This window comes from Siphonobacter sp. BAB-5385 (assembly GCF_002261125.1).
Taxonomy (GTDB): Bacteria; Bacteroidota; Bacteroidia; order Cytophagales; family Spirosomataceae; genus Siphonobacter.
In genome coordinates, this window is record NZ_NMPS01000028.1 from 1 (window position 1) to 25,484 (window position 25,484).

Genomic DNA, 25,484 nt, shown 5'->3' on the forward strand with positions numbered 1-25,484 from the left:
GTATACCCCTCTGCCGGCTTTGTTTGGTAGCTATTCGTTTCACTACTACGCAACTCAACATCTTTACTCCTTCACCAGCCGTCCCCCTCGCAGTAACTCATACACTTTCTCCATATCCGGATCCTGATTGGCCAGGAAGTCGATCGCAGTAAAAGTGATCGGGTGATCGGGGATCACCCCATGCCCTTCGTTCGGATCAGTTACAGCCGTTAAGGCTTTGAACAGCGGAAACCGGATGCGTAGATGGCTTTGCGGTAATGTCAGATAGGGAATAGTCCAGGCCGTACAGCCATTACGACCTCCGCCCGTCTCCCGACCAATAATGACGGCCCGCTTCCAGAACTGTAAATTGGCCGCTGTAATGGAAGACGCCGAGAACGATCCTCCATTCGTCAGAATGTATACATCGCCGCGGTATCCATACCTGCGAATCGGCTTTTGCGTACGCGTGGCATGACGAATAATCCGGCGACCGTCGGGCAGCCTTTTAGCCACCACTTTCATCATAACGGTACGGGCCAGTCGCTCGTTGGTATAGCGGTTATAGGTAGAAGAATGTGGTAAGCTCTCTACCGACTGATACGCCTGAAAGGGCTGGTCCATCACATACCGCATCAGCAGGTTACTTGCCGCTACGCGACCACCCCCGTTGTTGCGTAAGTCCAGCACCAGGTGTTGAACATGGTTGCGTTCAATTTGCCGGAACAATCGACGAAACAACCGCCGATAATTATTAATACTGAAGGTATTCAAATCCAGAATAGCAACGCTGGAATCCCGTGAAGAAATTGACAGCCGGGCGTGTCGATTGCCGTATAATTTCATCGGAGCAGGAACGCTGGCAGGCCGAACCTGTCCCGTAACGGGCCGAACGGACGGAATCACGACCCCTTTGGCCTTCTCTTCTTTTCTCCAGTGAACGTGATACGTCTTTTCCTGCTTCAGCGAATCGAGCACGGTTACCTCGTAGTTTTCTTTTTCGCCGTACCAGTATCGGTAATACATCGGGAAATTATTCAGGATCGTCGTGTTCTTGAAGGTTTGATTATAGCCGTCCGAAATCACCAGACTACGTAAGGTATGGTACACTTCGCCGGCGGGACGACCATCTATTTTTACGACTTCCTGTCCTTTCCAAAGCTCCGGCTGATTACTGAAATTGGACGAGACGAAAATCCGGTCGGTCATTTCAAACACACTCAACGGAAAATCCTTGGGCGTATGGCGTTTTCGCCAACGCTCAAAACTTCTCGATCCCCGCACGTTGGTGTGGCCGCAGTGAATCAACTCAACCAGAGGGTCAAGCTGACGTCTGAATTCAACTTCCGTCATGGGTCGATTCAGGTTTTGAGCCGTCGCGTCGAAAGCCGAATCGAGCTTTGCTTTCGGAGTATACCAGTACAAGCCCGGATGCCCAGCCTCCAGGCTGGCTCGCATGATTTGAAAATCTTTTTGTAATTGTTGCGGCTGATACGTACGCTGGGGCGAATACGATCGCGGAGAACAGGCTGACAGGCCTATTCCAATCAGCAACAAACCAATCAGACTTTTCATAGATAGCCGGAATACAGTTTTACGCATCAATAGATTAACAGCAATGGCGTACCTTTTTTCGGAGAATAGTAAAGTCATTTCAGAAAAATCCTTGCTCCTGTAGCCTGATTGTCAGATACTCATGCGGAGTAAAAATACAAATTCTTAACACGTTTGGAACCGATTAATTCCAAACGGTCTTAATTTTATATAAACGAAATCAACCCCAAAAAGGTATGGCGACGGCTAATCTCACTCTGATTGCAGCCCTGCGAAGAACGGCACGGAATCTGGACGGCGGTAAACCCTACATGTGGGGTCATATGGGAGCCTGTAATTGCGGCAATCTGGCTCAGGAGCTAACGCAGCTCACCAAAGCCGATATTCATGCGTATGCCCTGCAGGGCCGTGGCGACTGGCGGGAACAAGTGGAAGAGTTTTGCCCCACGAGCGGTCTACCCATGGATTTGCTCATTGCTGATCTTTTGCAATACGGGCTTACCACAACTGATTTACAACATCTGGAACGACTTTCAGATCCAAAAGTCAAGAACCGGATTCCGCTGGAACGCCGGAACCAAATGCGGCATAATGTTCGGGAAGATGTGATGCTCTATCTGCAAACCTGGGCTTTTGTTCTGGAAGAAGAGTTACTGGAAGCCCTGCCCCTGCCCGACTTTGAGCATACGCCTGAGCTTTCGCTTGCGATATAGCTTTATTGAAAACTCCGGGGCTGAGCCACGTCAAAATGACCAAAGTCACTTTTAGAATTTTGTGAGTTCATAAGGACCCGCCGCAAGCCAATCGTTTTGCTGGTTCGACGAATGAGTGACTGCGAAGAGTACGCTCCTTTCGGTACATACTGACCCGTAGCATCGATGGTGGGGGGTAGTTTTTTGGGATACACAAGCGTACTGCCCGGCTGCAAATCCACACCATCGAGTATATACTGATTCGGAATCTGTACCTGAAGTATGGTGCTGCTATTTACGATACGTACGTTCGGTGTGGGTACTTTGGGCCATTGTGAAACGTTGGCTCTGGTTCGGAACAGGACGATTGCGTCGGTTCCGCCCGGGTTCATTTCCCAGGCAAGATGGGCACAGTAAATTACCTGCAGGTTGGGTACGGCGATATTATCTACATCCGTCGTTCGCCGGTTTACTACTACTTCGAAATTAGCGGTGCTCAAATCAACCGTCAATTCGGGTCTTTTGGTGACCAGTTTCCTGCCATCTGTCGTGGTATAACCTATTTTATGATTCTGGGCGTTTTGAGCGATAACGATACTTTCGCCCGGTCGGACGCGGTACTGGGTGCCCGTACCCGGAATCATAACCACGGTGTGAGCGTAGCTATACTCGGTATTGGCCGTTGCTTTCGAGGATTCCGGAATATTCAGTGATTTACTCCAGTCGTACTGGCCCGTTGTAGAGACGAGGTATTCATTCGGAATGGCTTTCGAATGCACGCCACTTAGAAACCCAATGCACAGGCTATCGGCGTACAGATCGGTGTTGGCGTTGTTATATAACTCCACAAACTGATCGCGAATGCCGGCTCCGTTCAGCGTATCCGACCCCGCGTAATAAACCTGCTTAATCAGCCAGCCCCCCTGCGGATTTACTTTTAACGTTAGGGTAGCCTGCTGTGGTCCGGCCAGACTAAAGTCCTGATTTATCAGCGAATCCATCAGGATCACGTCTTCATCTACGGGAATACCCGTATGAGCCCGGTATTCATCCATCTGAATCAGACGGCGGGCTTTTACCTGGTAGGTGCCTCCCACCATCTCCTCAAAACGGACGATTCCTTCGGCATTGGCGATAGCCGCCAGGGTCCTTTGCCACTGCGGTCTTCCAGGATGACTTCGGTACCCAGGGGTGAAAGTCCCGCGTTTTTCAACGTCGGCTCCAGTTCTATCTTGATTTGAATTGTGGTTACATCCAGAGCCGGATCCAGTTCCAGGCGGCAGGAAACCAGTCCAATCCAAAGCACGAATAAGCTATACCAGAAATAAATACCTTTCATGACGGGTCTAATAGAGCACACCTAATGGCTTCAAAAGTACACAGAAAAGGCCGGAATGAAAATTTAGGCTACCTTTGCCCGGGTTTTCCACACCACCCGGAGTGGTCTATCTTTTTTAGGATTGTTATAGCTCCTATACGTAGTCTGAAAGGCGTACTGAAGTGTCCATTTCAGACTTTATTTTTTTCATCGTTTAAAAAACTTGTCTATCATGCAAGCTAAATCGGGCGACAAAGTTCGCGTTCATTACACAGGAAAATTAACCAGTGGAGTCGTTTTTGATTCATCTGCTGGACGGGAACCGCTGGAATTCACGCTGGGTAGCGGAATGGTTATCGCCGGTTTCGATTCAGGTATTACAGGGATGCAGGTGGGCGAAAAGAAAACGGTTCACATTCCGGTAGCAGAAGCGTACGGCCCGTCAGATGAAAATCTGGTTTTCGAATTTAATCGCAGTGATTTACCTAAAGATATTCCTTTCGAAGTAGGTATGCAGCTCAATATGCACGCTGATGGCGAAGGTCAGGTTGTACCCGTAACGGTGACGAGCGTATCGGAAGACAAAATTTCCGTAGATGCCAATCATCCACTGGCTGGACAGGATCTGGTTTTTGAAATTGAACTGGTTAGCGTCGACTAATTAGATAAAAAAAACCGCAGGTTACGTATAATCGTAGCCCGCGGTTTTTCACACCGAACTTTCCGTCTTTTTTTGTAGTTTAGGGCATACCATTTATTACCCAAAAACTATATGAAACAGCGTGTGTACCTGGTTGATGATGACGAAGATGACCGGTTTTTTGCCGAACAGGGTCTGAGTGAAAACGCCGATTGTGAAATCAACTTTTTTACGAATGGTGAAGAACTGATTCATCATTTACAATGCCTGTCTGATTGGCAGTTTCCTACCCTTATTTTTCTGGATTTAAACATGCCCCGCATGAACGGTTTTGAAACCCTTCAGGTACTCAAAACCAACCCGCAGTGGGGTGAAATTCCCGTCATTATCCTGACTACTTCCAGCAGTACGCGTGAAAGAGAGAAAGTCCTGGCTTTGGGAGCGATGGGTTTTCTTACCAAACCGAGTGATTTTAATCGTCTGACCGAAGTTCTGGCTTCGCTGAGTCCCTGCTGGCGTGATGAGGTTTAGCTCCGCCGGGCAGCCAGCCCAGATGGGTATGCCTGAAATCGTCCGTATACTTTAGTCCGTAGCCCAGCATCCGATCCATACAGGAATGAGCAAAGAGGATCAAGCCGGCCAGTTCCACAGTGGATTGCTGCTCATACCAGCCTAACGTCAGTACTGCCAGTGCCAACCCTTTATGATGACCTAAGTTGTAAGTGAAAGCTCCTATTCTGGTCGAAATTGCGTACCCTAGCATCGAAAGATCTGGTATCAACAGCACTGCCGGAAATACCCACCAAGCAAATTCCATCTGGCTGAAGACAAGAATGGAAATCAAAAATTGGATGACTTCCTCGGAACGTAACCAGTTTTTCATCATTCAGACGTTTATAGAGTTCAAGCGAAGACAATCCTTTACAGCAACTTGGGCTTACGTACGTCTTCATTCACCAGATCACTCTCAATGACGCCATCGCGAAGCCGGATGATGCGGTGCGAATACTGAGCAATGTCCTCTTCGTGCGTTACCATGACAATCGTGTTGCCTTTGGAGTACAACTGGTCGAACAAATCCATGATTTCGTAACTGGTTTTCGTATCCAGGTTTCCGGTAGGTTCATCGGCCAGTAGAATGGAAGGATCATTGACCAAGGCCCGAGCTACCGCTACGCGTTGTCGCTGTCCACCTGAAAGCTCATTCGGGCGGTGATGAGCCCGGTTTTCCAACCCTACGCCTTTCAGCGTCAACATGGCTTTTTCGATGCGATCCGCTTTGGAGTATCCCGCATAAATTAAGGGCAGAGCCACGTTTTCGAGGGCTGTTTGCCGGGGCAGCAGGTTGAACGTCTGAAAAACAAAGCCGATTTCCTTATTCCGAATTTCGGCCAATTCGTTTTCACCCATGCGACTCACATCCTGCCCATTCAGAATATACGAACCCGAAGTAGGCGTATCCAGACATCCCACGATGTTCATCAGCGTACTCTTGCCCGAACCCGACGGCCCCATAAACGCCACGTATTCGCCCTTTTCAATGGCAATGGTAATTTCCTTGAGAGCTTCCACTACTTCGGTGCCCATTACGTAGCGTTTGCGGATTTGTCTGGTTTCGATGATGTTCATGGGACATGTACAGGCTTACGCCAGTGACCGATATACGGCCAGCGTCTGATCAATGCAATCCCGTAGCTGGAAACGTTTCAATCGTTCCGTTCCGCGAGCTACAAGCTGTTTTTTCAATTCGGTATCCATCAGCGTCGTTTCCAAGGTATGAATCAGATCTTCAAGATCGGTCGCTTTAAAGTATACGGCAGCGTCAGCGGCTACTTCGCGGAAGCACTCCGTATCGCTAAGTAGCATCGGGCAACCGGCTTTAAATGCTTCCAAAATCGGCAATCCGAAGCCTTCGTACAGCGATGGATACACAAATAACTGCGAATTCTGGTACAAAAAATTCAATTCTTGATCAGTGGCATTTATGTGTCGTACGCGGTCGCTTAGGCCTAATCGCTGGATCAGCTCGCGTTCGGCCACCTGAATGGGACCGCCCCCCGTAAGAATTAAATGCAGGTCCGGCATACGCGAAGCTATTTCCCTGAATGCATTGAAAAACAGATAGAAGTTTTTATAGCCACTCCGGTCACCCACGAACAATACGTATGACTCCGGCAGGTTCGGCAGGGCCTGTACCTCAAGCGGCTGGTCAATTTCGATTCCGTGGTAAATGACCTGTACTTTGGCCGGATCGACGGGAAACAGTTCGAGCAGATCGTTTTTCGTGGTTTCGGAAATCGCAATGATTTTGTCGGCCCGTTCGATATTCAGCCGCTTCTGCTGGGTTAGCGGGTCCTGGGCCCAGAAGTATTCCGGCATCCGCTCGTAGGTCATGTCGTGAATCGTAACAACCAGCGGCTTCTTCAAATAGGGCAAAAAATAAGGATCGTAGTAGGTAGGATGAAAAACATCAAACGCGTTTTTCTTCAGTAATTGCTTGCAATAGTATTGATTGAGCTGATAATCGTAACTGGGCTTTTTGCTAAATAAACGGTCGTAGAATGAGCCTTTTATGGGCAGGGGTTCCTGGTGCAGGTAATGGTTTTTGGTATGCAAAACGCCGAGCTGATACTGCATATCAGCCGTGTGCCGGATGCCTTCCAGAATGGTAGCGAAGTAGCGACTTATGCCCCCGTATTTCTGCGTAGTAAATTTCTGATGATCAATAAATATGGTGGACATACGGGTTCCTGGCGGAGAAAGTAAGCGATTACATAAGGAGGCGTACCAATGCCTGCGTTTGCTGAACGGAGGCGTTTATACTTTAATCCAACTAACTGGTACCAGATCTTTGGTATCCCAGGTAGGCTGGTTTTTATACCAGCGGGCTGGAGCAATGACCTGCTTAGCCGGATTAGGATTTAACCAGGCTCCCCACCAACTAAATGAACTGTTGGCAATGATGTGGTGCTGGCAGCGACTCATCAGTACCAAATCAGCCACGTCGGCATTCGGACCGGTATTTCGTACAAAAACAGCCGTTTCGGGCAGATTCAGGTTTTCGCGAACCCAATCCGGTTCATCGCTGAATACGTAAAATTGTGGATTCGCCACATACTGATTCAACTGAGCTAAAGCCCGCTGATAATAGTCCAATCCCAGAAAACCAAAGGTTTGACTGAACTCCGGGTGATGTACGTAATCACCCCGTCGAACGTGTACAGAAATCGGGGCAGCCGCGGTTTTGATCTGCTGTTCATATCCTTCAAACTCCGGACTCGGTACCGTCTGGAGCGTTAAATCCTGCCGGATCACCGCTGCACTCTCCGCAAAGTATCGTTCGGACTGCCAGAAGCCATCGAGCGTAATACAGGCACCCCGGGTTTGTGGTACCGTAGGGTCAAAATGGAAATGTGGTTCTTTCAGAAAACGGAACAGGGGTGGCAGGCTCCGGTTTGGCAATAACTTCGTCGCCTTTGAGACATACAGCAAGGGAGAGTCCTGCAACAAGTGGAGCGGAACCGAAAAATGGTTCAGCTTGAACTTGCGGGGTGTATCCGTAGCATATTCCTGCATGAAATAGCTCAGATCCAGGTACAGGCGAGCCTGGTTTTTCAAAGCCAGATGCCGGGCTACAGCGTATTGAAAAAGCTGATTTCCAAGTCCACTGGTAATCCTACTTATGATCATTTACAACGGTTTTTACGTGGCGGAGTAATACCGGATTTCCGAGTTAAGGGAATGAACAACGGTTAATTTTCTGTAAAATACGTGTACCAGCCGTAGTTATAAAATAAACGGTACTGAAAGGACAAAATAATGTTAAGGTACCGACGCTTCAGATACGAATACTCGGACGAAATTGGGCTTCGAAATTAAAAATTAAGCCCCGTTTGTTATACGGGGCTGTTTACCTTGAATCTGCACTTTATTTCAGCAAAAAGTAGCTATACGCTGACAGCCATCGCTTGCTTACTGAAAATCATTCCGCCGTTTTTCAATCAAGGCCAGTTTTTGTTGATACGTAGGCAAGAACTGTCCGTAAGCCGCGGGATTGTTTTCCTGAAGAACACGTAGCTTATCGGCCGCATAGTTGGTCAGTCCCATATCCAGACACTGGATGATGTAAAGCTGTACAATCTCGGGCGAATCTTCCCGGTAACGCAGAGCATTGAACAACGCATTATACGCCTGCTGGGGCTGATTTCTACGGTTTGCTTCAGCCGTAAATCGTTGTAATACTTTCACATTTAACGGATTTCGCAGCAATTCTCCCGAACCGTCGCCCGTCCAGTTTTTCGGAGCTTCCTGTTCCAGCGAAACTTCCCGGTTCAGGAACGCCGCCAGTGGTTTTCGCCAACGATCGCCACTAGCCGCCGTATCGGCCATGGCCCGGGCCGAGAGCAAGTCAAGTCCCTGCAATTTATTGCCGTGATAATACGCAAGCAGGGCACTCAAATACTGCAAATCGTCCGCGTACGAGGCATTGTCTTCTTTCTGGATAAAGGTTTGCAGGGCAGCTTCCGCTACGAAGGGCGTTTTCCCGGCTTTGAGCTGAGCCAGCGATGCATTGGAAAGTAGGGCGAATTCGGCCAGGGTTAGTACGGAATCACGGCTTACGGAAAATGACGGCTCCGTCGTTTTCCCCGTAATCAAAGCCAGAGCCGACTGATTGACCTGCACCGGCACATACGCCGAAGCCTGGTGCTCCGCCAACGTTTCGGCGGCTTTCCGGTCTCCTTTTCGCAAGTACAGAGCCATCAGGTTCGTGGTGGGTACGCCCGACTGATTGGTTAAATCAATCGCTTTTTCGTAGTAGTAACGAGCCGAATCCAGGCCATTGGCTTTGGCGTGCAGATACGCCAGATTTGACAGGAGTTCACCCGTACTGGGAAACCGTTGCTGGGCTTCACGAGCGGTAAAAAAGCATCAAAAGCCAAATCTTCATTCATCAAACTCCGCGTCAGACCCGCGTAGGCATAAGGCGAGGGCTGCTTGGCCAGAGCCTGCCGGAAAAACCGGGCCGCTGACGCAAAATCGCCTTGTATCCAGGCCAGTGAAGCCAGTCCGTAATTGGATTTATGATTCTGGAATTCGAAGGTTACGCCCTGCTGGTAAAAGGTTTCGGCCAGGCGATAATCCTGCCGGGCTGTTGCCAAATCGCCCTGGGTGTTGTAATAACCCGCTACGGCCTGCTGAATGGGAAAAAAACGGTTGTTGTATAACAGAAGAATGGTCAGAATAACGGATAATCCACGGACGTGAAAACGATTGAAATACGCCGGTTTGAACAACACCCGATATACTGGCTTTCCATCCCGCATGAGCGTTCCGAAGTTGAAAAACACGTAAAAGAAGAACAAGACACCACCCGTCAGGTGCGTATAGCTGATCGCATCCTCCAGGCTTCAATGGCCGGATCATTGGCGGTACTGTTTACGTACGCGAGTACGGAGAAGCTGACGGCGGCCAGTCCCAGGTACAGCAGCGACCCCTGCGGGGCATAGGGCCAGGAAGCGGCCTCCTGATCATCGCGTTTCTTTTGTCCCCAGATGCCCAGAATCGCTGAAATCCCAAAGACTACGAATGGACTCACGTACAACAGATTCCAGTCGATCATTTTCGTATTGTGCAGCTGCGTCAGAACTAGGTTTCCCAGATAAAAAAGGCATAGAAAAGCAAAGTTAGGCAGGCTATTCCGACCCGACTGACTCGTAGCTAACCAGACCAGACCAATCATAATTTCGAAAGAGATCCAGAAGGAAAACGCCACTACCAGCACCATTCCGGCGGGATAGCTAAAGGCCAGCAGATCAGCCGGGGTAGCTTTCCCTACCGTGCAGAACAGAGTCAGTATAAGAGCAACCAGCACGGCAAAGGCTACAACCCGTACGGTCAAACTGGCGTAGGTACGAAAGGCCTGAAAATAGAAACTCAGGCCCACTAAGGGTGCTACAACCAAAATGGTAACCAGACGATCCGTACGCCCCCAAACAGCATCCAGTTGCAGCGTACTCAGGAGTATAATCAACACCGTGGTAGCTCCGAAATACCACAACCGTGGCAAAGCCGTACTGGCGGCTAAGGCCAGTACGCAACCCAGCAGGGCCAAGCCCAGACAAATCCAGTCGTTTACGGGATGAAATACCGACATGGGCGAAGCCACAAACTGTTCGGTCAGGGCGTAGGCCGTGGCCGGAATCTGAAAGGACGAGCCTCCGGCCTGAAACTGATCAAAGACAAAGGGCATCTCGCCTAGTTCGCTCAATACGTCCCAGTGAATAACCGAATCAACGCCCTGAAAGGCAAAGAAAGCCCATCCGAGCAGAGCTGCGATGAAGATGAAAAGACTTACATAAAATAGCCTCTGGTACGACCGGGGCCAGGCACGCCAAAAAGTAGTTGCTTGCATAGCAAGGTAAAGTTCCGGAGCTTCCGGTGGGTAATTATGAATAAATGAGATGAAATTAAAACGATACAAAGAACGTTTCTATTGACTATAGGCCCTCCGGATCGCGAACTTTGTTTTTCAATTTCCTCCTCCATTTGTATGTTTTCATCCCAATCAGTGTTAAAGCTCTTCAGTTCCAGTGGTTTTCTTCTCGTACTGCTCTGTTTCTTTTTCAACTTCATGACGATCAGTTGCAATGATGAACCCGTGGCTACCATTTCGGGCTGGACGCTGGTGAAAGGAGGAAAGCCGGACCCCGTTATTCCCAAATGGACGGAAGGGCTGAGCAATGCCGATATTGAAGAGTTTGGTCAGAACGGAAATGCTGCTCTGACGCAGTCCCGCCGTGTTCCGATGCAACCCGCCGCGGCCGCGGTCATCCTCTGTTGTGCTTTAGGATTAGGCGTTTCCTGGGCTCCCAAACGCATGGCTCCGCTGGGCAGCCTGCTTCTGTCAGGACTTAGTCTGGTTGCTTTAGGAATTCTCCACTACCACCTCTCCGATTTTGATACCATTCTTGATACCGCCTCAGCCGATCTGAATCCTCTCAATAAGGAAGACTTGCAATTCATCCGTCTTTTTACCATCCACTGGGGCTGGGCCTACTGGCTGGCCGTGACTTTATTGGCGTTGATCTTCGGAAACAACCTGTATCATTTGTTGCGAAAACGCTAAGTGCCCTGCACCTTTGTTGTTTATTGTTTTATTTGTGTATGCTCATGACTCAGACGGAAGTAGAATATCGGCACGTTGTCGCTACGTGTAAAGACCTTTTTTTGAAGAAAAACCGCGACTACGGTACGGCCTGGCGTATTCTGCGGCTACCCAGTCTGACGGATCAGATTTACATCAAAGCCCAGCGAATCCGGCAATTGCAGGAAACGGGCGTTTCGCGGGTAGGCGAAGGCATTACGCCTGAGTTTATCGGCATCATCAATTACTGCCTCATGGCTCTCATTCAGCTTCGCCTGGCGGATGACCCTCGCATGGAGATTCCAACGGACGAACTCTCGGCCCTGTACGATCAGGAAGTAAACGAAACCATTCACCTGTTGCTCGATAAAAATCACGATTACGGTGAAGCCTGGCGGATGATGCGGGTCGCTTCCATGACCGACATTATTCTAATGAAATTGCTGCGTACCAAACAAATTGAAGACTTAGGTGGACAAACACTCGTCTCTGAAGGCGTAGATGCCAACTACCGGGATATGATTAACTACTCAGTTTTCTGCCTCATTCTGATGTCCCAGGCTCAAGCCGATCAGTAAACGGATTTCCCTTAACCAACCCCCGCTGTATGCTGCGTTTGCTACTCTTGCTTTGCCTGTACCTGGGTTTACACACGGGCGTTTATGCTCAAATTGACTCCACCGCTCGCAAAAAAACCGTCTGGAAATCGTTTATAGCTCCGGTGACGTTGATGACGGCCGGACTGGTGACGCAGGGAGCGATCAGTCGGGAGGTGCGACGAGAGGTACGCTCAGCATTCCCCAACTTTCATACGCCCGCTGACGATTACCTGCAATACCTTCCTACCTTGGTTCCTCTGGGTTTAGGGGCTTTAGGTGTAAAGGGGAAACACGCTCTGAAGGATCAGTTGATTCTGATGGTACTATCCCAGGGAGTTGCTCAGAGTGTTACGCAGGGCATGAAACATCTGGTACGTTATCCTCGTCCGAATGGAGAAGATAACCTTTCCTTTCCCTCCGGTCATACCACGTTTGCCTTTACGGGGGCGGCCGTTCTGGCTAAAGAGTATGGCGAACGAAGCATTTGGTACAGCATTGGCGGTTACGGCGTAGCTACGGGCGTAGCCTCTTTACGCGTGATCAATAACGAACACTGGCTGGCGGATGTCCTTTTCAGTGCGGGACTCAGTATCGCAGCAACGGAAGGTGTGTACCGCATTTATCCCTGGATTCAACGGAAGATATTACGAAAACTATTTCGGCAGAAAAACATGGCCCTGATGCCCTACTATTCCGGATCAGCCTACGGCGTAGCGATGGTAATGCCTCTATAAAAAAACGTCCCGAAGCAATTCGGGACGTTACAGAAACTTAGAAGGGATAACCGACGGCAATATTTAGAATCAGGTTGTCTTTCCGCCAGTCACGATCCCGAAAATTGATTTTATCAAGTACCCAGCGTTCATTTTCTGCCAGAGCGGGGTTTCGTAACGGCGTAGCCAAGTCAAAGCGTAACACGAAATAGGTTACGTCTAAACGTAAGCCAATCCCGGCCCCAATAGCTACTTCCTTGAGAAAGTCTTTAGAAAAAACGGCCGTTTCTCCGTACAACGTTGGGTCTTTGTACATCCAGACGTTCCCGGCATCGACAAACAAGGCTCCTTGCAGAAACTTGTTGAATTTGGTTCGCAGCTCCGTATTCGCTTCCATTTTAATATCACCTCCCCCATCTTGCAGCAGAACGGTCCGGCCAGCGGGTCGCAGATACCGACCTGGCCCAATACCCCGCGGACGGAAGGCACGAATACTATTACTTCCCCCCACAAAATACTGTTTTACAAAAGGCAAGCTTGAGGAATTTCCATAGGGAAGACCCGCTCCAGCAAATACCCGAGAAGCCCAGGTAGTCGATGGTGTAAGACGCAAATAATGCCGGGTATCAATATCAGCACGCACGTATTGAGAAAAGGCCACGTCGAATACTTTCTTTTGCCCATCTCCATTACCGTCTTTAAATAGTAATCCTGCTGCATTACCCGCCGGTTCAAAATTAAAAATCAACTGTTGGGAATACCGAGATTGACTTTGCGGTGAGGAGTTGAAGTGCAGAGTATACAAGCTACTCGGAATAAGTTGCTGATTTTGTACAATAGCGATGTACTGACTGGCTAATGCTGGGTCAGTGATGGCTTCGTAATACAAATCGCCCAAACTATTAGTAGGAACATACACGTAAGTCAGACTTAAGGGAATAAGCGTGTGTTCTACCTTACTACTTCCCCGGAAGGCATAGCCGAAGGAGCCCGTAAATGAATTCAACCGGTAAAACTGCCGCCGTACAATCGCCTGATAACCTAAGGTAAGGTTGGTTTTAGGCAGTACTTGCCGTCGATCGTAATCAATGGCAATAGGGCTAACCAGTCGTGGGAATGTAAGTGTAGCATTCAGTCCGTAGCTGAAGTTCGATACCCCTTGTCCGCCTGCCCCTAACTGAGCCTCAATACCACCCGTAGCATTAATGGTTAATAGTTCAGCCCGTTTGAAAAAGTTACGGTTTCGCCAGCTCAGCGTCAACTGAGAACCGGCCAAACTATTGGATTTGGAAGTACCTGCGATTTCAGCTCGCAGCGATTTCTTAGGATAAGGCGTCAGATAGTAGTGGACATCCAGGACCGTAGAGTCACCCTGGGTATCAGGTGCAAAACGATTACGCACAAACTTAAAAGTTCCTAAGTTAATGAGTCGGGATAGTGTGATGTCCTGAACACGGCTATTGTACCGCCGACCTGGCTTAAATCCAATAACATTATGGAATAGTCGTTCATCGTAGGTTCTGGAAGAATCTACTACCTGAAAACCCGCAGTGGTACGAAAAGCTTCCCGTCGATTGGTATCCTGTACCGCATTATTAAGTGTATAATTAGGATAGATATACACATTTCGAATATAATACTGTCGAGCCGCCGCCTCGGGCATTTCCGGTTTCAGAGCTAGATAAAGCTTGGCTTTGTAGTTATTCGTGTTGGTGTCACCAAGAATAGCGACATAATCTGGGTTAAAATAATAGTACCCTTTTCGCTTCATTTCCTGGGTAATTCGCTCACGTTCCAGCTTTAAATTATCCAGACGATACGGTACCGGAGGTTTTAGCAAAGTTTTCTCTTGGGATAGTTTAAAATCTTTGCCTACTAAAGCGGTATCCGTAATGAAGCGTACGGAGTCAAGCGTATACCGGCGATGAACTCGTACCTGATAGATTCCTTTCGCTTTGTACCCCTTTTCTTCCAGTTTGCCCGCTACTTCGGAGTGAAAGTAACCTTCATTTTGCAGAAAAGCCTTCCAAACATTGGCATTCGTAACTACGGATCGGGAATTAGCAAATACTGGTTCTTGCCCTAATTTACGACGCAAACTTGCTCTAAAGCTGGAGTCTTTTTTAGGTTCTCCAATGACGTAGTATAACCATACGCGATACGGAAAGCCAAAAATCTGGCTATTGGGTTTGGGCCGGGCTAAACCAGCCAGCTCCCCCTGTAAAGCTTTGCGATCTTTTTTACTAACCCCTTCAAAAGGCAACATTTCAATCTCAGTGCCGCTATATAATCGTTCTTTTTCCGGTATATACTTTTTCACATTACAACTCACAACCAGAGTAGTAATGACCAGTGCAAAGAGACTTTTGTAAACCGAATACTTCAAGGGATGATATGGTTAAAGTGGTTCGAATCTGTTATTCAATTTTTTTCTTGCCGAATATTTGCCGGAACGTGTTGTAATCCAGGTTGATTACGAAACCGATACCCGTCTCAATCACGTAGCCTTCAATGACATTTTCCAGTTCGTTGACGCGATACGCTCGAACCATGTACCGGCCATCACGGGTAATATTATAATTAATGGACAGGTTGTCGAAAACCTGAGCATTACCTCTCTGAATACCCGTGTTGTCTTCCAATACAAAGTTTTTACCTACACTTACTGACAAACGACCATTAAAGAAACTTTTCGATAATCCTACGTTTAAGTCCGTTCTAGTAGCAGTAGAGCCTGCGGCGGCCTTCTCATTATTATTTGCATAATCGCTGGAAGAGTTGAGGCCAATGTTAAGGTCCACCCCTTTAATCACATTAGAAGCCAGTCGATCGAGCTGTTGTGATAGAATTTTACTAACACTACTACGGGCCAGGCTTTCAGCATTGAAGCCTCCCCCGCTGCCTGAGAAAAAGTCGAATGAGTTCTGCGGCAGGAAGTTACCCAGTACCAGCAGGGCAAAAACCTGCTTGTTAATTTCAGATTCGTCCTGGCGGAATTGAGTTAGTTTGCCTTCTACGGCTTCCCGAATCTGAGCATCGATACCCAGTGCATTTTCGACCAGATCAATATCAAAGCTTAATTCTGGTGCGGCCAAATTACCTTGCATTTTCAGAGCAACATTAAATGGCAATTTATTGGCGTACGCATTACGCATTTCCAGTTCAGATGGCTTACTGGAGTCTTCATCTTGTGCATTACCTTTTTCTTTATTAGTGGTTTCGTTTTCTATCAGTTCGGATGCTCGTGCATTCACCCGGTATAAGGCTGTAATGTCGAGGTCCGCTTTTAAAGGGTCACCGGCAAAAACAATGTTACTTCCTTTCTGAATGTTGAAATTCCGTTTAAGTACCTGATAGGTCAAAGAATACGCTCCTTCGGTTACATCATAGCGACCAAAAATGCCCAGTGTGCCCGATTCATCCATGGTTACGTTCAAACGGGCGTTTCCTTTCACGCGTAAATTATCCCCACTCTGCTCGTCCACCACTACGCTAAACTCAGAGGCCTCTGTTACTTCCAGATTCAGCGAAATACTGGAATTGGCTAATTGGTCGAAGCGAACCTTTGTATTGAGCGTATCGCGTTTGGGCCGTATTAAGTAACGGGCCAGAGCGGTCGTATCATTGGGCTGAATAAAGGTGATGATCCCTTCGGCATCTTCAGCCGAGGGCCCTGAATTAGGAACGATCATCGTTACATCACTGCCATCATCAATTTTCAGGTTACCCACGATGGAAGGTTTGCTGCCCGTACCGCGGATGCGGAGGTCAGCCGTCAGCGTGGCGTTTCCGTACACCAGATCATTATCGCGGCGGGAGGCATTCAGTACACTAAACTGATTGGCCGTTACCTGCAGGCTGTACTTCACATCGGGCAGATTGGCGATGTTTACCGTTCCATCCGTAGTCAGCATACGACCCAGACTGTCTTTTAAATCAAATTTGTTGAGGCGGATGGTTTCGTCGTCGAACACAATCGTTTCATCATCAATCTGATAGGAAGCATTTACGAAAGCCAGGTTGAATCCAACGTCCTGGAAGCTGATCTGTCCATTCAGGCGAGGTTTGGCAACGGCTCCTTTCACGGTCATTTCCCCCTGTAATTGGCCTTTGGCCTGCCGTAGTTGTCCAAAACTAAAGGCTTCAATCGTTCGCGTATCCAGTCGCCGCAGCTCTACCTTTAGATCGAGAGCTTTATCGGTCGAAGAAGGATTGTAAAAACCACCTACGTGCAAGTCGTTCGTCGCTCCCTTCAGGTTGGCTTCAACTCCAATCCGATTGTCATCCTGATTAGCAAAACGGGCCTCCAAAGTTCCCAAAGCCTTTTGCATCACGTCCAGACTGTCGATTTTTAAGTCGCCAGTAAAGCTGAGTTTCTTGTCCGTACCCAGGTAGTCTTTCACCACCACATCGCCATTCAGGGTACCTCCTACCAGTGTACTATCCTGATTGGCCAGTGTTGCCAGATCGGACAGAATCAGGTTTTTAAGCTGTACGTGCAAAGGGGCATTCGGACGCGGTTCGGTACTGTTGATCGCCAGTGATTGATTATTGGTTTCCAGCACGAAGTTTTCGGCCAGTACCCCTTCTTTACTGTAGCGGATATAGCCCGTCGTATCGGAAGTCCAGTATCGATAGTTGGTCAATAACGCCTGCCGATCCAGGTGCAATTCATACGCATTCTGTTGAATCGCTACCCGACCCGCAATTCCGAAACGATCGGCATTCACCGAATCTTTATTGATGACTTTGAAGCGTACCTGATTGTCAGCTGCCGAAGCGGAAATACTCGTGGGATACAAGTGCATAGACTGCGTCCGTACTTCCCCTACCTGCCCGTCCAGTACCAGTTGCCGCCCATTTCCACTCAGTTTCAGATTCGCTCCCGAGACTACCGTGGTATCGTATTCAATGGTACCGGCAGTTACGGAAACGTTAAGCGTCGAATCCGCCCGTTTGCTATCAAGGGTAGCCTCGATTTTCACGGGCTCCAGCCGGGACAAACCCGGTACAAACGCCAGTAATAGCGGATGTTGGCGTACCCGCATCCGCAGCGTAAAGTCCGTCGCTGATTTGGGAGCCTTAATGGTCGTATCAGGCAGAGTTACGTATTTATTCACTTCCGTCATGGCAGCAGCAGCCAGGTCGGCATACTGGAAGTTTCCGCCCAGGTCCAGATCGACAAAGGGCGTACGGGCCATGATGGTTTTGCTGGTACCCTCGGCATTGGCCGTCAGATACAGTGAATCAACGGGATAGTTCTGGCCTTTGAGTTGCAGGTTAAGATTTTCCGTTCGGAGCGTACCAATCAGTTTTTCGGGATTTGTCGAGGCAAAATCCATCTGCACATTGCCCTGTACCTGGAAAGGCTCCGCGTAGAGCTTCAGGGCATACAAATCCAGTTGCTGAACCGCCAGAGTACCCTTCACACTGGGATACTCTTCTTTCATATTGGCGTTGACATTCAGATTCAACCGGGCATTGGGATCGTTGATGCCACCCTGTACATCCAGCAGCCCCTGATTCAGACTTCCCTTAGCAGCAAACTGTCGATAGGTGTACCCATTATAGGTAGCTTCCGGAACGTTCAGATCGAACGAAGTGGCCATCGTTTTCGGATCAATTCCACGTCCATCTACTGTAGCAGTAGCCGTTATCGCTCCGTACTGTTTAGGTTGCCCCAGCCACTTGCCCAGATCGAGGCGATCCAGGGTAGCTTTTCCGGCGTATACCTGATTTTTACCCGTTACGAAGTTTTTCAGGGCTCCGTCAAAGGTCACGTTTCCGTAGGAAGTATTGAGGGCAATATCCAGATCAATATTGTTCAGACGGCCTTTCGCCTGGCCCGTTAGTTTCAGTTGGGAAGGAATACTGATGGAATCGGGCAGTGAGCCTTTGGGAGCCAGTTTTTTCACGTCCGCCGAACTAGTCGTTGCGTTTTCCAGCACAATATCCAGTCCCATTTTGGCGGGATCCGTCGGATACGAAACCCGTCCACGGGCTTTGATACGGGTAGCTGAGAGTACAGAAAACTCCACCCGGGGCAGGTTCAGATTCGCCAGTGTACCCTTCGCCTGAATGGTCGCATTGACTACCGCCCGCTCGTTTCCTTTCAGGGGCGGTGTGTTCGCCAGCGTAGGCATAATCGTCAGTACATCGGCAAACGAAACTTTGTTTTCCACCATATTCACGTCCACCAGTACCCGTTTGGCTTCGGCCGCCCGCGTTAGTTGTCCCAGCGAATCAAACTTGATGACGAGCCGATCTTTGAGTAAGGTACCCGGTGTCTGTAAAATGAAATTGGTCAGTCCAATTTGTTGCGGACTGTAAAAGACATCCGCCGCAAAGCGTTGCAGATTCAGGCCACTTTTTTCTTTGAAACTGCCACCCCGCAATTGAGCCTTGATCAGGTTGGGCTGATACACCAGGTTTTCACCGGCCAGCGTAAAGCCCTGAATATCCATGTGCCCATAATCCAGTCCCCGGGCCTGGCGTGGAGCGTTTTCGTTATCGAATTTGATATGATTGTTCGCAAAACGAACTCGCCCCAGCGAGGCTTTCCAGCCAGCGTTGGGGCCCTGCGGTTTTTCTTTATTATTGGGAGCGGGCGGAGCTTCCGGCTTGGGAGCTGATTTGCCTAGCGTAGCCGTGATTTCGGAATTCATCAGTTCCAGCGACCGAATCAGAGCCTGCTGTCCTTCTAAATACAATTGATCGCCAGCCAGATTCAACTGGCCTACTTTGCCTTTGGTACGGAACTGAGCCGTTTCGACGTTTACGTCCCAGTTGGTGCGACTGAGTTGCCAGTCACCCATGCGTAAATCCATCGTATCGCCGGGTACCGTAGCCGCGTCATTTACTTTATTGGGAATGTCGATGCCTGGGTACAGGCGGGCATACGCCGTTAGGCCGCTGGATTTAATCTCCGCTACGTGATACCGGGATTCGGCCGGATTTATTTCATCAAATTTTCCACGTAAGGTATCTACCACCAGCCGTACATCGGCTCCGGCGATGTCATCCACATAGCGAATACGTACGTCATTGAGTCCTACTTCCGAAAGGCTCAGTTGAAGGGGTGCCGAGGTAGTATCTGCTGGATCAGCGGGTTTGCCCGAAGCAAAAGCATTAATCAGGAAGTTGAAGTTGAAAGCCGTGTCGGGTAAAGTTCGGGTTACGTTTAGCCGGATTTTATCCAGTTCAATCGCGTTTAGAGCGATACGGCCCTGAATCAATCCCAGCATATCCAGATCTACCCGCATCCGCCCCCCACTGAGTAGTGTATCGCCTTTAGGGGTCTGGAAGTATACATCTTCGAGCTGAATCCAATCAGGAATCTGATAGCTGATCCGGCCAATGCCAAAGGGAGTCTTAAGTTTGGTAGCCAGATACCGATTGACTTGCCGGGTTACAAACGTTTGGCCCCAGTCCGTTAACCCCAATACCAGTAAGAAGGCTATGATCGTAATCAATAGCCCCCCAATGGACAACAGTGTAATTTTTAGTACTTTTTTTATCTTCATAGATACCTTTTACATCAACCGCGGCTTATAGCTACTTATATTACTCAAAAGGGATACTCCATTCCAGAAACAGGCAACAACTTGGGGAATACTTTCAAAGTTATTTTCAAAAAAACCTCAATGTGAGTATTATATTCCACAATTTTTCAAGGAAGAGTTATCAGTACCTAATTTCCTGAATCATCCATAAAAACCCTTTATACTCTTCGCTTAGCCTTTTACCTTTGTCTATGCGGTCGAGTTCTACCGGTTTATATCATTGCTCTCCTCACTTGTTTGTGTTGGCCTATGAAATTACTTGCTCACCTGAGCCGAATTGTGGTCGGGATCATTTTCATCTTCTCAGGTTTAATTAAGCTTAATGATCCCGTTGGTACCCAAATCAAGCTGGAAGAGTACTTTGAAGTTTTTGCTCAGGATTTTTCGTTCATGGCGGGATTCTGGGAAGCTCTGGTACCGTATGCCCTGTTCTTCTCCATCGTACTTTGTTCCCTGGAAATTCTCGCAGGGGTAGCCCTGCTGGTGCAGTGGAAGCTTCGGCGTACAGCCTGGTTTCTGGTGCTGCTGTGTACCTTCTTCGCCTTCCTTACCTTTTATTCAGCCTATTTCAATAAAGTGACTGACTGCGGCTGTTTTGGGGAAATGATCAAGTTGCAACCCTGGACTTCCTTCTGGAAAGACATTGTCTTACTGGTTTTACTGTTGGTTGTGTTGTGGCAACGTACGGTATTTCGGGATACCCATACCACGGGGATTATGCTGATTGCCGTTTTGTTCTGCATCGGGCTGGGTTGGTATGCCGTTCGCTATCTGCCTCCCTACGATGGACTGGCGTATGCCGTAGGCGAAAATATTCCCAACAACATGAAGAATCGCGAGCCTTTCCGTTTTAAGTATCGCATGGAAAAAGATGGCAAGGAAAGCGAGTTCGACGAGTATCCCAGTGATACGACCTACTTGTTTAAAGAAATGGTTGGCCCACTGAATCCGGATGCGGGCCCCCGCATTACCGATTACCGTTTGTGGAATGGCGATACGGACTACACGCAGGCTTCTTTTCAGGGAAATCACTTCTTTCTGATCATTCAGGATGTCAATAAAGCCCATCTTGGTACACTGGACGAAATTAAAACGTTACTGAAAAGTTTGGAAGGCACGAGCATTCAACCCGCCATTCTGACTTCTTCAACCGAGGAAGACTTTAATCGATTTCGCCATGAACATCAATTGGCCGTACCTTATTTTTTCGCTGATTTTAAAGTTCTCAAGACTATTGTACGGAGTAATCCCGGTTTGTGGCTGCTTTCAAAGGGCACCGTACGCGGTAAGTGGAGTTATGCGAGCGTTCCTTCCAAAGAAACCATTCTGGAAAAAGTAGCTCCCTAATGTTGCTCTTTTACCAGAGCGGGGAACAGCTGCTGCCGGGCAGGTTATCAGTAGCTACTGATTTTCACATTCATACGGCTTTCGCTCTGGACAATGGATCGTTCCTATTCATTACTCATTTCATCAGGAGCCAGCGAGTGAACTGATCAGGAGCCTGATGGCCCTTTCAATTATCGGGCTTTACTGAACCCACCCGTTACTAAATCCGATTATTTTTTAAATCCTCCTCCCTCCCTAAAAAACGTATATGAAGAACATTTTTCTACTCGGCATGCCTTCGTCCGGGAAAAGTACACTGGGGCGAACGCTGGCTCGTGAAATTGGCTATGAATTTGTGGACATGGATAAACGGATCGAAATCCGCGAATTGCTCACCATTGCCGAAATTTTTAATCTGAAGGGAGAAGCCTATTTCCGTACGGTAGAAAGTGACCTCTTGCGTAGCTTACCCCAGGATACCGGACTAGTCGTTTCGACGGGTGGCGGCGTACCTTGTTTCCACGACAATATGGCTTACATCAAAGAACAGGGGTTTAGCATCTTTCTGGACGTTCCACCGCGTGTTCTGGCCGACCGGATTTTACATACCCGGAAAAACGATCGTCCTCTACTAAGTGCTGAAAATCCGGAGGAATTGCTGGTAACGCTGGAAAAGAAAATTGACCATCGAAGAAGCTATTATGAACAGGCCGATGTAACCATTGCTGGCGAAACAGATGTCCAAAATCTGCTTGAAATTCTTCGTCATTTGCAAGTTATTTCCTAACCCAACGCATATGCAATCAAAAAGGACGCTGTTTGAGACAGCGTCCTTTTTGATTCAGACTTTCCTACTCAGAAGTACGTGCCAAGCGTTAAAATCGCATTCGTCGTCTGGTTCTTAATTTTAGCCGACGCATAATCGTTCGTATTCGCTAAAATGTAAGGAGAGTAAGCAGTCGTCTGCTGCCCGTGGGTAACAGCCGCATCAATGTAAAAGCGGTCAGTTTTGTACCCTACGCCCGCAGAATAAATGTAGCGACTACGATCTAAGGAATTGAACTGGGCAATCTGCTTGTAGGGGTCCTGGTAATAACTTACCCCCGCCCGCAGACTAACTTTATCGATCCGATATTCACCCCCGACTTTCAGGTTCACTACGTTGCGATACGTATTTCGAATCAGAGAGTTACTGTAGCCATCTCTTAAGTCCTGGGAAGCATTCTGATCATCCGAAGACAATTTCATGCCCGTGTAATTAATATATTCCGCATCCGCTGAAATGAAACCATTTTTACCGAAGAATAGACCAACACCCCCGGTTAGTTTGGTAGGCGTACGCAAACGATAACTGGACTCAAAAGGCAATACCGATAAGCTGGGGACGCCCGTAATGTAGTTGACGCCATTACTGGTATTTATACCGTATCCGTTTCTACGCAAAACATCCGGTAAATCGGAGCTATATTCAGGGAACGTACCAGCACTTACCTCAAAAGGACGAGCCAGACGGGTCTGTAAACCTTGTCCCGCCGATTCCGTAATGTTGAACCAGGTTGGGCTAGTCACCGAAACCCCAATTCGTAACAGGTCGTTAGGCCGATAAATTAACCCGCCGGATAAATTAAAGCCTCTGCCGTTCGTTGATAAATCATTCGTATACGAGAAACCACTGACGCCCCCTGCCTTGTCAAAATCCTCATTCATGGTTTTTGTATTGGTATAATTCATCCGGGCTAGCGAAAAGCCCACGCCAATGTACAGTTTGTTCATGTAATTGGCTCCATAGGCAAAATTCCAGCCACTGGTGTGTCCCGTACTGGTAGACACGAAATTCTGGTTGGCGGTCTTTCCTGCCTCTATGCCGCTGTAGGGATAACCAATCTGACTACCGGGCTGCGGATCGATCACCAGACCGTAGTAGTACATGGAGGTGGGAAAATCAAATACGGTCCCGTTGTTGTATAAATCATTTTTGAAATCTCCTACAACCACCCCCTGCTGCGATCCGGTTGCTTCCTGATTGGCGTATTCCGCAAAAAAGTCAGACATGGAGCTAAATTCGTTGCGAGCTCCAAAACGGACGGTATTCTTAAAGATATTCTGTCTGGAATAACTGATCCCAAAGGAACCACCCTGCCAGCCGCCCGAGCGAACCGGATTTCGGTTTTTACTCGAAAATACAACGCCGAGGTTGCCTAAAGCCAGTTGATTAGCACTGGCATTTTGCGTATTGTTAATGTATTGAGACGCGTTGTTACTCGTGCTAAACATGGGTGAAATGCTGAGTTCCGATCGCGTGTAAAACCCTAAACCAGCCGGGTTTCCACTAATGTTCGAGACATCTGCCCCAATTGCTGAGTGATTACCGCCCAAGGCCTGCATCCGGGCAGAGCCTTGTGGATTCGTTTGGGAAAACATTCGGGACAATGACTCGTAATTATTGTCCTGAGCATAGGCAGCTCCTGAAAGTAATACCAGAGTTGCTAAATAAGTAAGACGTTTCATGGTCAGCAGTAAGAGACTCGATCAAAGTACATGTAAGGCTAAGCCAAAAAGCAATGCCAGTAACGAAAGCGGTTAATTCCGCTCTTAAATAACGAAAACCCCGTCAAATCATGCCGATTGACGGGGTTTTTTAAGCGTTAAAGTTTGTTAAGCGAACTAGCGTGGTCCACGTGAACGAGCTCCACCACCACCGATACTACCGCCGCCACCACCGCCAGAAGAGGCAGGAGCTGAATAACTACGGCTCATGTTCGAGTTATTATTAAAAGAATTATTGCTGTTGTTATTCCAGTTGTTCGAACGCGAGTTGTTATCGCTATTCCAGCCCCGGGAATACGTATTGTTCTGACGATTTACCGTTCCGTTACCGCTACGGTATGAATTGCTGTTACCGGAGTTATAATCCGAATAACTGGCCGCTTCACGACGCGGACGTGAGTAATAACTGTTGTTGCCCGACGCAGCATTGTTGTAAGCACTGGTCCGACCGCCCCGTGAATCCGCTGAGCTTCCTACGATAGGACTCCGGTTAAAATTGCTATTGTAGGCAGACTGTGAACGGCCATAGTTCGTGTTTCGTGGACGAGCATAAGACGAACCTGAATTGTCGCCCGTACCGGGTTTCACAACTACTCCACCACCTCCGTAATAGCCGCCACCGTAGTAACCACCATAGTAGGGATAACCACCCAAACCACCAAAGTACGAAGGATAATATCCCCAGGAATTGTAGTAGTAAGGATTATAGGCCATACCCCCGTAGAAGGGATCATTCCAACCCCACATGCCTCCGTAACCAAAGTTACTCCAGGGACGATAGAAGCTGCTGCCGATGCCTAAACCAATGGACAGACCAGGGCCAAAACCACCCAGCCCATTGAAACCACCGTACATCGGGAAGCCCCAGTTGTTCCAGCTGTTCCAGGAATTCCATCCATTAGGATTCCAGTTGCCGTAGCCTGAGTTATAGGCGTAGTTGTTATACGCATTACCATTTACCAGGTTGTCATACGTCGAACCCAGGTAACGCCGGTTGTTATATTTATCAGCCAGCGATTGGTTGTAATATTCGTTCTCCGCGAGGTTTTCCCCTTTGGTCTGCTCTTCAATTACGTCGTTCTGCTTGTTACTGTAGGCAATTGCCCGGACATCCGAAGAAGAAGAATAGAGGTCATCATACACGTAGGAACGTTGCGTAGCTTTGGGGCTACACCCCCAAACACCTGCCAATACAGCGACAGCCAGGTATTTAGAAACATTCCTCATTTTCATAATCGTAGACGTTTTCAAGTTGAATTTGCCCTTGTGTGTGACAGTATTCAGTGTGACTGTTACAAACTTAAGGCTAAAATGTATCTTTGCAATCCTCTAAAAAGACTTTAACTTTTATTAACGACAATTTTAACATTTGACGCTACGTGTTAAAGAATCGAGGAAATTAGTAATTGA

At 48.3% G+C, this 25,484-nt stretch carries 22 protein-coding genes; 8 read left to right on the plus strand and 14 right to left on the minus strand.

The genetic code is table 11. The features are described 5' to 3' along the window. Positions 1-63: 63 nt before the first annotated feature. Positions 64-1,554 (minus strand): S41 family peptidase, encoded by a 1,491-nt coding sequence (locus BWI93_RS01840; RefSeq protein ID WP_158242742.1) that lies wholly within the window; start codon positions 1,552-1,554, stop codon positions 64-66. Positions 1,555-1,769: 215 nt separating this feature from the next. Here BWI93_RS01840 and BWI93_RS01845 point away from each other — a divergent pair, with 215 nt between their 5' ends. Next, positions 1,770-2,246, plus strand: coding sequence for a hypothetical protein (locus tag BWI93_RS01845; RefSeq protein WP_094808468.1), 477 nt, complete (start codon positions 1,770-1,772; stop codon positions 2,244-2,246). 2 nt (positions 2,247-2,248) lie between these two features. Here the strand turns inward: BWI93_RS01845 and BWI93_RS01850 are convergent, their stop codons facing one another. After that, a complete protein-coding gene (locus BWI93_RS01850) occupies positions 2,249-3,325 on the minus strand; it encodes a DUF4876 domain-containing protein (protein WP_094808469.1) in 1,077 nt (358 codons plus the stop codon). Further along, entirely contained in the window at positions 3,301-3,564 is a 264-nt protein-coding gene (locus BWI93_RS01855) for a hypothetical protein (protein WP_094808470.1), read from the minus strand. The genes BWI93_RS01850 and BWI93_RS01855 overlap by 25 nt, the downstream gene beginning before the upstream one ends. Before the next feature lie 208 nt (positions 3,565-3,772). Between BWI93_RS01855 and BWI93_RS01860 the strand changes: the two genes are divergently transcribed. Together BWI93_RS01860 and BWI93_RS01865 are read left to right on the plus strand one after the other, a co-directional pair. Beyond that, positions 3,773-4,204 carry a peptidylprolyl isomerase gene (locus BWI93_RS01860; RefSeq protein ID WP_094808492.1) on the plus strand — a complete coding sequence of 144 codons (432 nt, stop codon included), beginning with the start codon at positions 3,773-3,775 and terminating at the stop codon, positions 4,202-4,204. Between the two features lie 111 nt (positions 4,205-4,315). Then, complete coding sequence (locus tag BWI93_RS01865; RefSeq protein ID WP_094808471.1) at positions 4,316-4,714, plus strand: response regulator; 399 nt, start codon at positions 4,316-4,318, stop codon at positions 4,712-4,714. On the opposite strand, the gene BWI93_RS01870 is transcribed toward BWI93_RS01865, so the two are convergent. From BWI93_RS01870 to BWI93_RS01900, 7 genes are all read right to left on the minus strand, one after another. After that, positions 4,656-5,066, minus strand: a complete 411-nt coding sequence (locus BWI93_RS01870; RefSeq protein WP_094808493.1) for a DUF4260 domain-containing protein — start codon at positions 5,064-5,066, stop codon at positions 4,656-4,658. The two genes, BWI93_RS01865 and BWI93_RS01870, sit on opposite strands and share 59 nt — an antisense overlap. A 38-nt stretch (positions 5,067-5,104) precedes the next feature. After that, complete coding sequence (locus BWI93_RS01875) at positions 5,105-5,812, minus strand: ABC transporter ATP-binding protein (RefSeq protein WP_094808472.1); 708 nt, start codon at positions 5,810-5,812, stop codon at positions 5,105-5,107. 15 nt (positions 5,813-5,827) lie between these two features. Next, positions 5,828-6,925, minus strand: a complete 1,098-nt coding sequence (locus tag BWI93_RS01880; RefSeq protein ID WP_094808473.1) for a glycosyltransferase family 1 protein — start codon at positions 6,923-6,925, stop codon at positions 5,828-5,830. A gap of 75 nt (positions 6,926-7,000) precedes the next feature. After that, on the minus strand, positions 7,001-7,873 hold the full coding sequence (locus tag BWI93_RS01885) for an alpha-1,2-fucosyltransferase (RefSeq protein ID WP_094808474.1): 873 nt from the start codon (positions 7,871-7,873) through the stop codon (positions 7,001-7,003). Positions 7,874-8,155: 282 nt separating this feature from the next. Then, entirely contained in the window at positions 8,156-8,944 is a 789-nt protein-coding gene (locus tag BWI93_RS01890; protein ID WP_094808475.1) for a hypothetical protein, read from the minus strand. A gap of 32 nt (positions 8,945-8,976) precedes the next feature. Further along, on the minus strand, positions 8,977-9,546 hold the full coding sequence (locus tag BWI93_RS01895; protein WP_094808476.1) for a hypothetical protein: 570 nt from the start codon (positions 9,544-9,546) through the stop codon (positions 8,977-8,979). An 11-nt stretch (positions 9,547-9,557) separates the two neighbouring features. Continuing rightward, positions 9,558-10,595 carry a hypothetical protein gene (locus tag BWI93_RS01900; RefSeq protein ID WP_141217318.1) on the minus strand — a complete coding sequence of 346 codons (1,038 nt, stop codon included), beginning with the start codon at positions 10,593-10,595 and terminating at the stop codon, positions 9,558-9,560. Positions 10,596-10,814: 219 nt separating this feature from the next. On the opposite strand from BWI93_RS01900, the gene BWI93_RS01905 reads away from it, so the two are divergent. From BWI93_RS01905 to BWI93_RS01915, 3 genes are read left to right on the plus strand one after another with little or no spacing between them, the layout of a single operon-like run. Continuing rightward, a complete protein-coding gene (locus tag BWI93_RS01905) occupies positions 10,815-11,309 on the plus strand; it encodes a hypothetical protein (RefSeq protein WP_141217319.1) in 495 nt (164 codons plus the stop codon). A gap of 44 nt (positions 11,310-11,353) precedes the next feature. Further along, entirely contained in the window at positions 11,354-11,905 is a 552-nt protein-coding gene (locus BWI93_RS01910) for a DUF1599 domain-containing protein (RefSeq protein WP_094808494.1), read from the plus strand. A gap of 29 nt (positions 11,906-11,934) precedes the next feature. Next, positions 11,935-12,660, plus strand: a complete 726-nt coding sequence (locus tag BWI93_RS01915; protein ID WP_094808479.1) for a phosphatase PAP2 family protein — start codon at positions 11,935-11,937, stop codon at positions 12,658-12,660. Positions 12,661-12,697: 37 nt separating this feature from the next. On the opposite strand, the gene BWI93_RS01920 is transcribed toward BWI93_RS01915, so the two are convergent. After that, complete coding sequence (locus BWI93_RS01920) at positions 12,698-15,025, minus strand: BamA/TamA family outer membrane protein (RefSeq protein ID WP_094808480.1); 2,328 nt, start codon at positions 15,023-15,025, stop codon at positions 12,698-12,700. Positions 15,026-15,056: 31 nt separating this feature from the next. Continuing rightward, positions 15,057-20,162: a translocation/assembly module TamB domain-containing protein gene (locus BWI93_RS01925; RefSeq protein WP_094808481.1), complete on the minus strand. Its 5,106-nt coding sequence runs from the start codon at positions 20,160-20,162 to the stop codon at positions 15,057-15,059. 288 nt (positions 20,163-20,450) lie between these two features. On the opposite strand from BWI93_RS01925, the gene BWI93_RS01930 reads away from it, so the two are divergent. After that, positions 20,451-21,548 (plus strand): BT_3928 family protein, encoded by a 1,098-nt coding sequence (locus tag BWI93_RS01930; protein WP_094808482.1) that lies wholly within the window; start codon positions 20,451-20,453, stop codon positions 21,546-21,548. 247 nt (positions 21,549-21,795) lie between these two features. Then, positions 21,796-22,314 (plus strand): shikimate kinase, encoded by a 519-nt coding sequence (locus BWI93_RS01935; protein WP_094808483.1) that lies wholly within the window; start codon positions 21,796-21,798, stop codon positions 22,312-22,314. 68 nt (positions 22,315-22,382) lie between these two features. Here BWI93_RS01935 and BWI93_RS01940 read toward each other — a convergent pair whose 3' ends face one another. Next, on the minus strand, positions 22,383-24,035 hold the full coding sequence (locus BWI93_RS01940; RefSeq protein WP_141217320.1) for an OmpP1/FadL family transporter: 1,653 nt from the start codon (positions 24,033-24,035) through the stop codon (positions 22,383-22,385). A gap of 156 nt (positions 24,036-24,191) precedes the next feature. Next, positions 24,192-25,307: a hypothetical protein gene (locus tag BWI93_RS01945; RefSeq protein ID WP_094808485.1), complete on the minus strand. Its 1,116-nt coding sequence runs from the start codon at positions 25,305-25,307 to the stop codon at positions 24,192-24,194. Between the last annotated feature and the right edge of the window lie 177 nt (positions 25,308-25,484).

Bases quoted from the DNA above. Each gene is read 5' to 3' on its own strand.
- BWI93_RS01905 (WP_141217319.1), top strand. From the start codon at position 10,815: ATGACGATCAGTTGCAATGATGAACCCGTGGCTACCATTTCGGGCTGG.
- BWI93_RS01840 (WP_158242742.1), bottom strand. From the start codon at position 1,554: ATGAAAAGTCTGATTGGTTTGTTGCTGATTGGAATAGGCCTGTCAGCC.
- BWI93_RS01900 (WP_141217318.1), bottom strand. From the start codon at position 10,595: ATGCAAGCAACTACTTTTTGGCGTGCCTGGCCCCGGTCGTACCAGAGG.
- BWI93_RS01935 (WP_094808483.1), top strand. From the start codon at position 21,796: ATGAAGAACATTTTTCTACTCGGCATGCCTTCGTCCGGGAAAAGTACA.
- BWI93_RS01875 (WP_094808472.1), bottom strand. From the start codon at position 5,812: ATGAACATCATCGAAACCAGACAAATCCGCAAACGCTACGTAATGGGC.
- BWI93_RS01855 (WP_094808470.1), bottom strand. From the start codon at position 3,564: ATGAAAGGTATTTATTTCTGGTATAGCTTATTCGTGCTTTGGATTGGA.
- BWI93_RS01850 (WP_094808469.1), bottom strand. From the start codon at position 3,325: ATGGTGGGAGGCACCTACCAGGTAAAAGCCCGCCGTCTGATTCAGATG.
- BWI93_RS01845 (WP_094808468.1), top strand. From the start codon at position 1,770: ATGGCGACGGCTAATCTCACTCTGATTGCAGCCCTGCGAAGAACGGCA.
- BWI93_RS01915 (WP_094808479.1), top strand. From the start codon at position 11,935: ATGCTGCGTTTGCTACTCTTGCTTTGCCTGTACCTGGGTTTACACACG.
- BWI93_RS01885 (WP_094808474.1), bottom strand. From the start codon at position 7,873: ATGATCATAAGTAGGATTACCAGTGGACTTGGAAATCAGCTTTTTCAA.
- BWI93_RS01945 (WP_094808485.1), bottom strand. From the start codon at position 25,307: ATGAAAATGAGGAATGTTTCTAAATACCTGGCTGTCGCTGTATTGGCA.
- BWI93_RS01865 (WP_094808471.1), top strand. From the start codon at position 4,316: ATGAAACAGCGTGTGTACCTGGTTGATGATGACGAAGATGACCGGTTT.
- BWI93_RS01870 (WP_094808493.1), bottom strand. From the start codon at position 5,066: ATGAAAAACTGGTTACGTTCCGAGGAAGTCATCCAATTTTTGATTTCC.
- BWI93_RS01890 (WP_094808475.1), bottom strand. From the start codon at position 8,944: ATGGCTCTGTACTTGCGAAAAGGAGACCGGAAAGCCGCCGAAACGTTG.
- BWI93_RS01880 (WP_094808473.1), bottom strand. From the start codon at position 6,925: ATGTCCACCATATTTATTGATCATCAGAAATTTACTACGCAGAAATAC.
- BWI93_RS01910 (WP_094808494.1), top strand. From the start codon at position 11,354: ATGACTCAGACGGAAGTAGAATATCGGCACGTTGTCGCTACGTGTAAA.
- BWI93_RS01940 (WP_141217320.1), bottom strand. From the start codon at position 24,035: ATGAAACGTCTTACTTATTTAGCAACTCTGGTATTACTTTCAGGAGCT.
- BWI93_RS01925 (WP_094808481.1), bottom strand. From the start codon at position 20,162: ATGAAGATAAAAAAAGTACTAAAAATTACACTGTTGTCCATTGGGGGG.
- BWI93_RS01930 (WP_094808482.1), top strand. From the start codon at position 20,451: ATGAAATTACTTGCTCACCTGAGCCGAATTGTGGTCGGGATCATTTTC.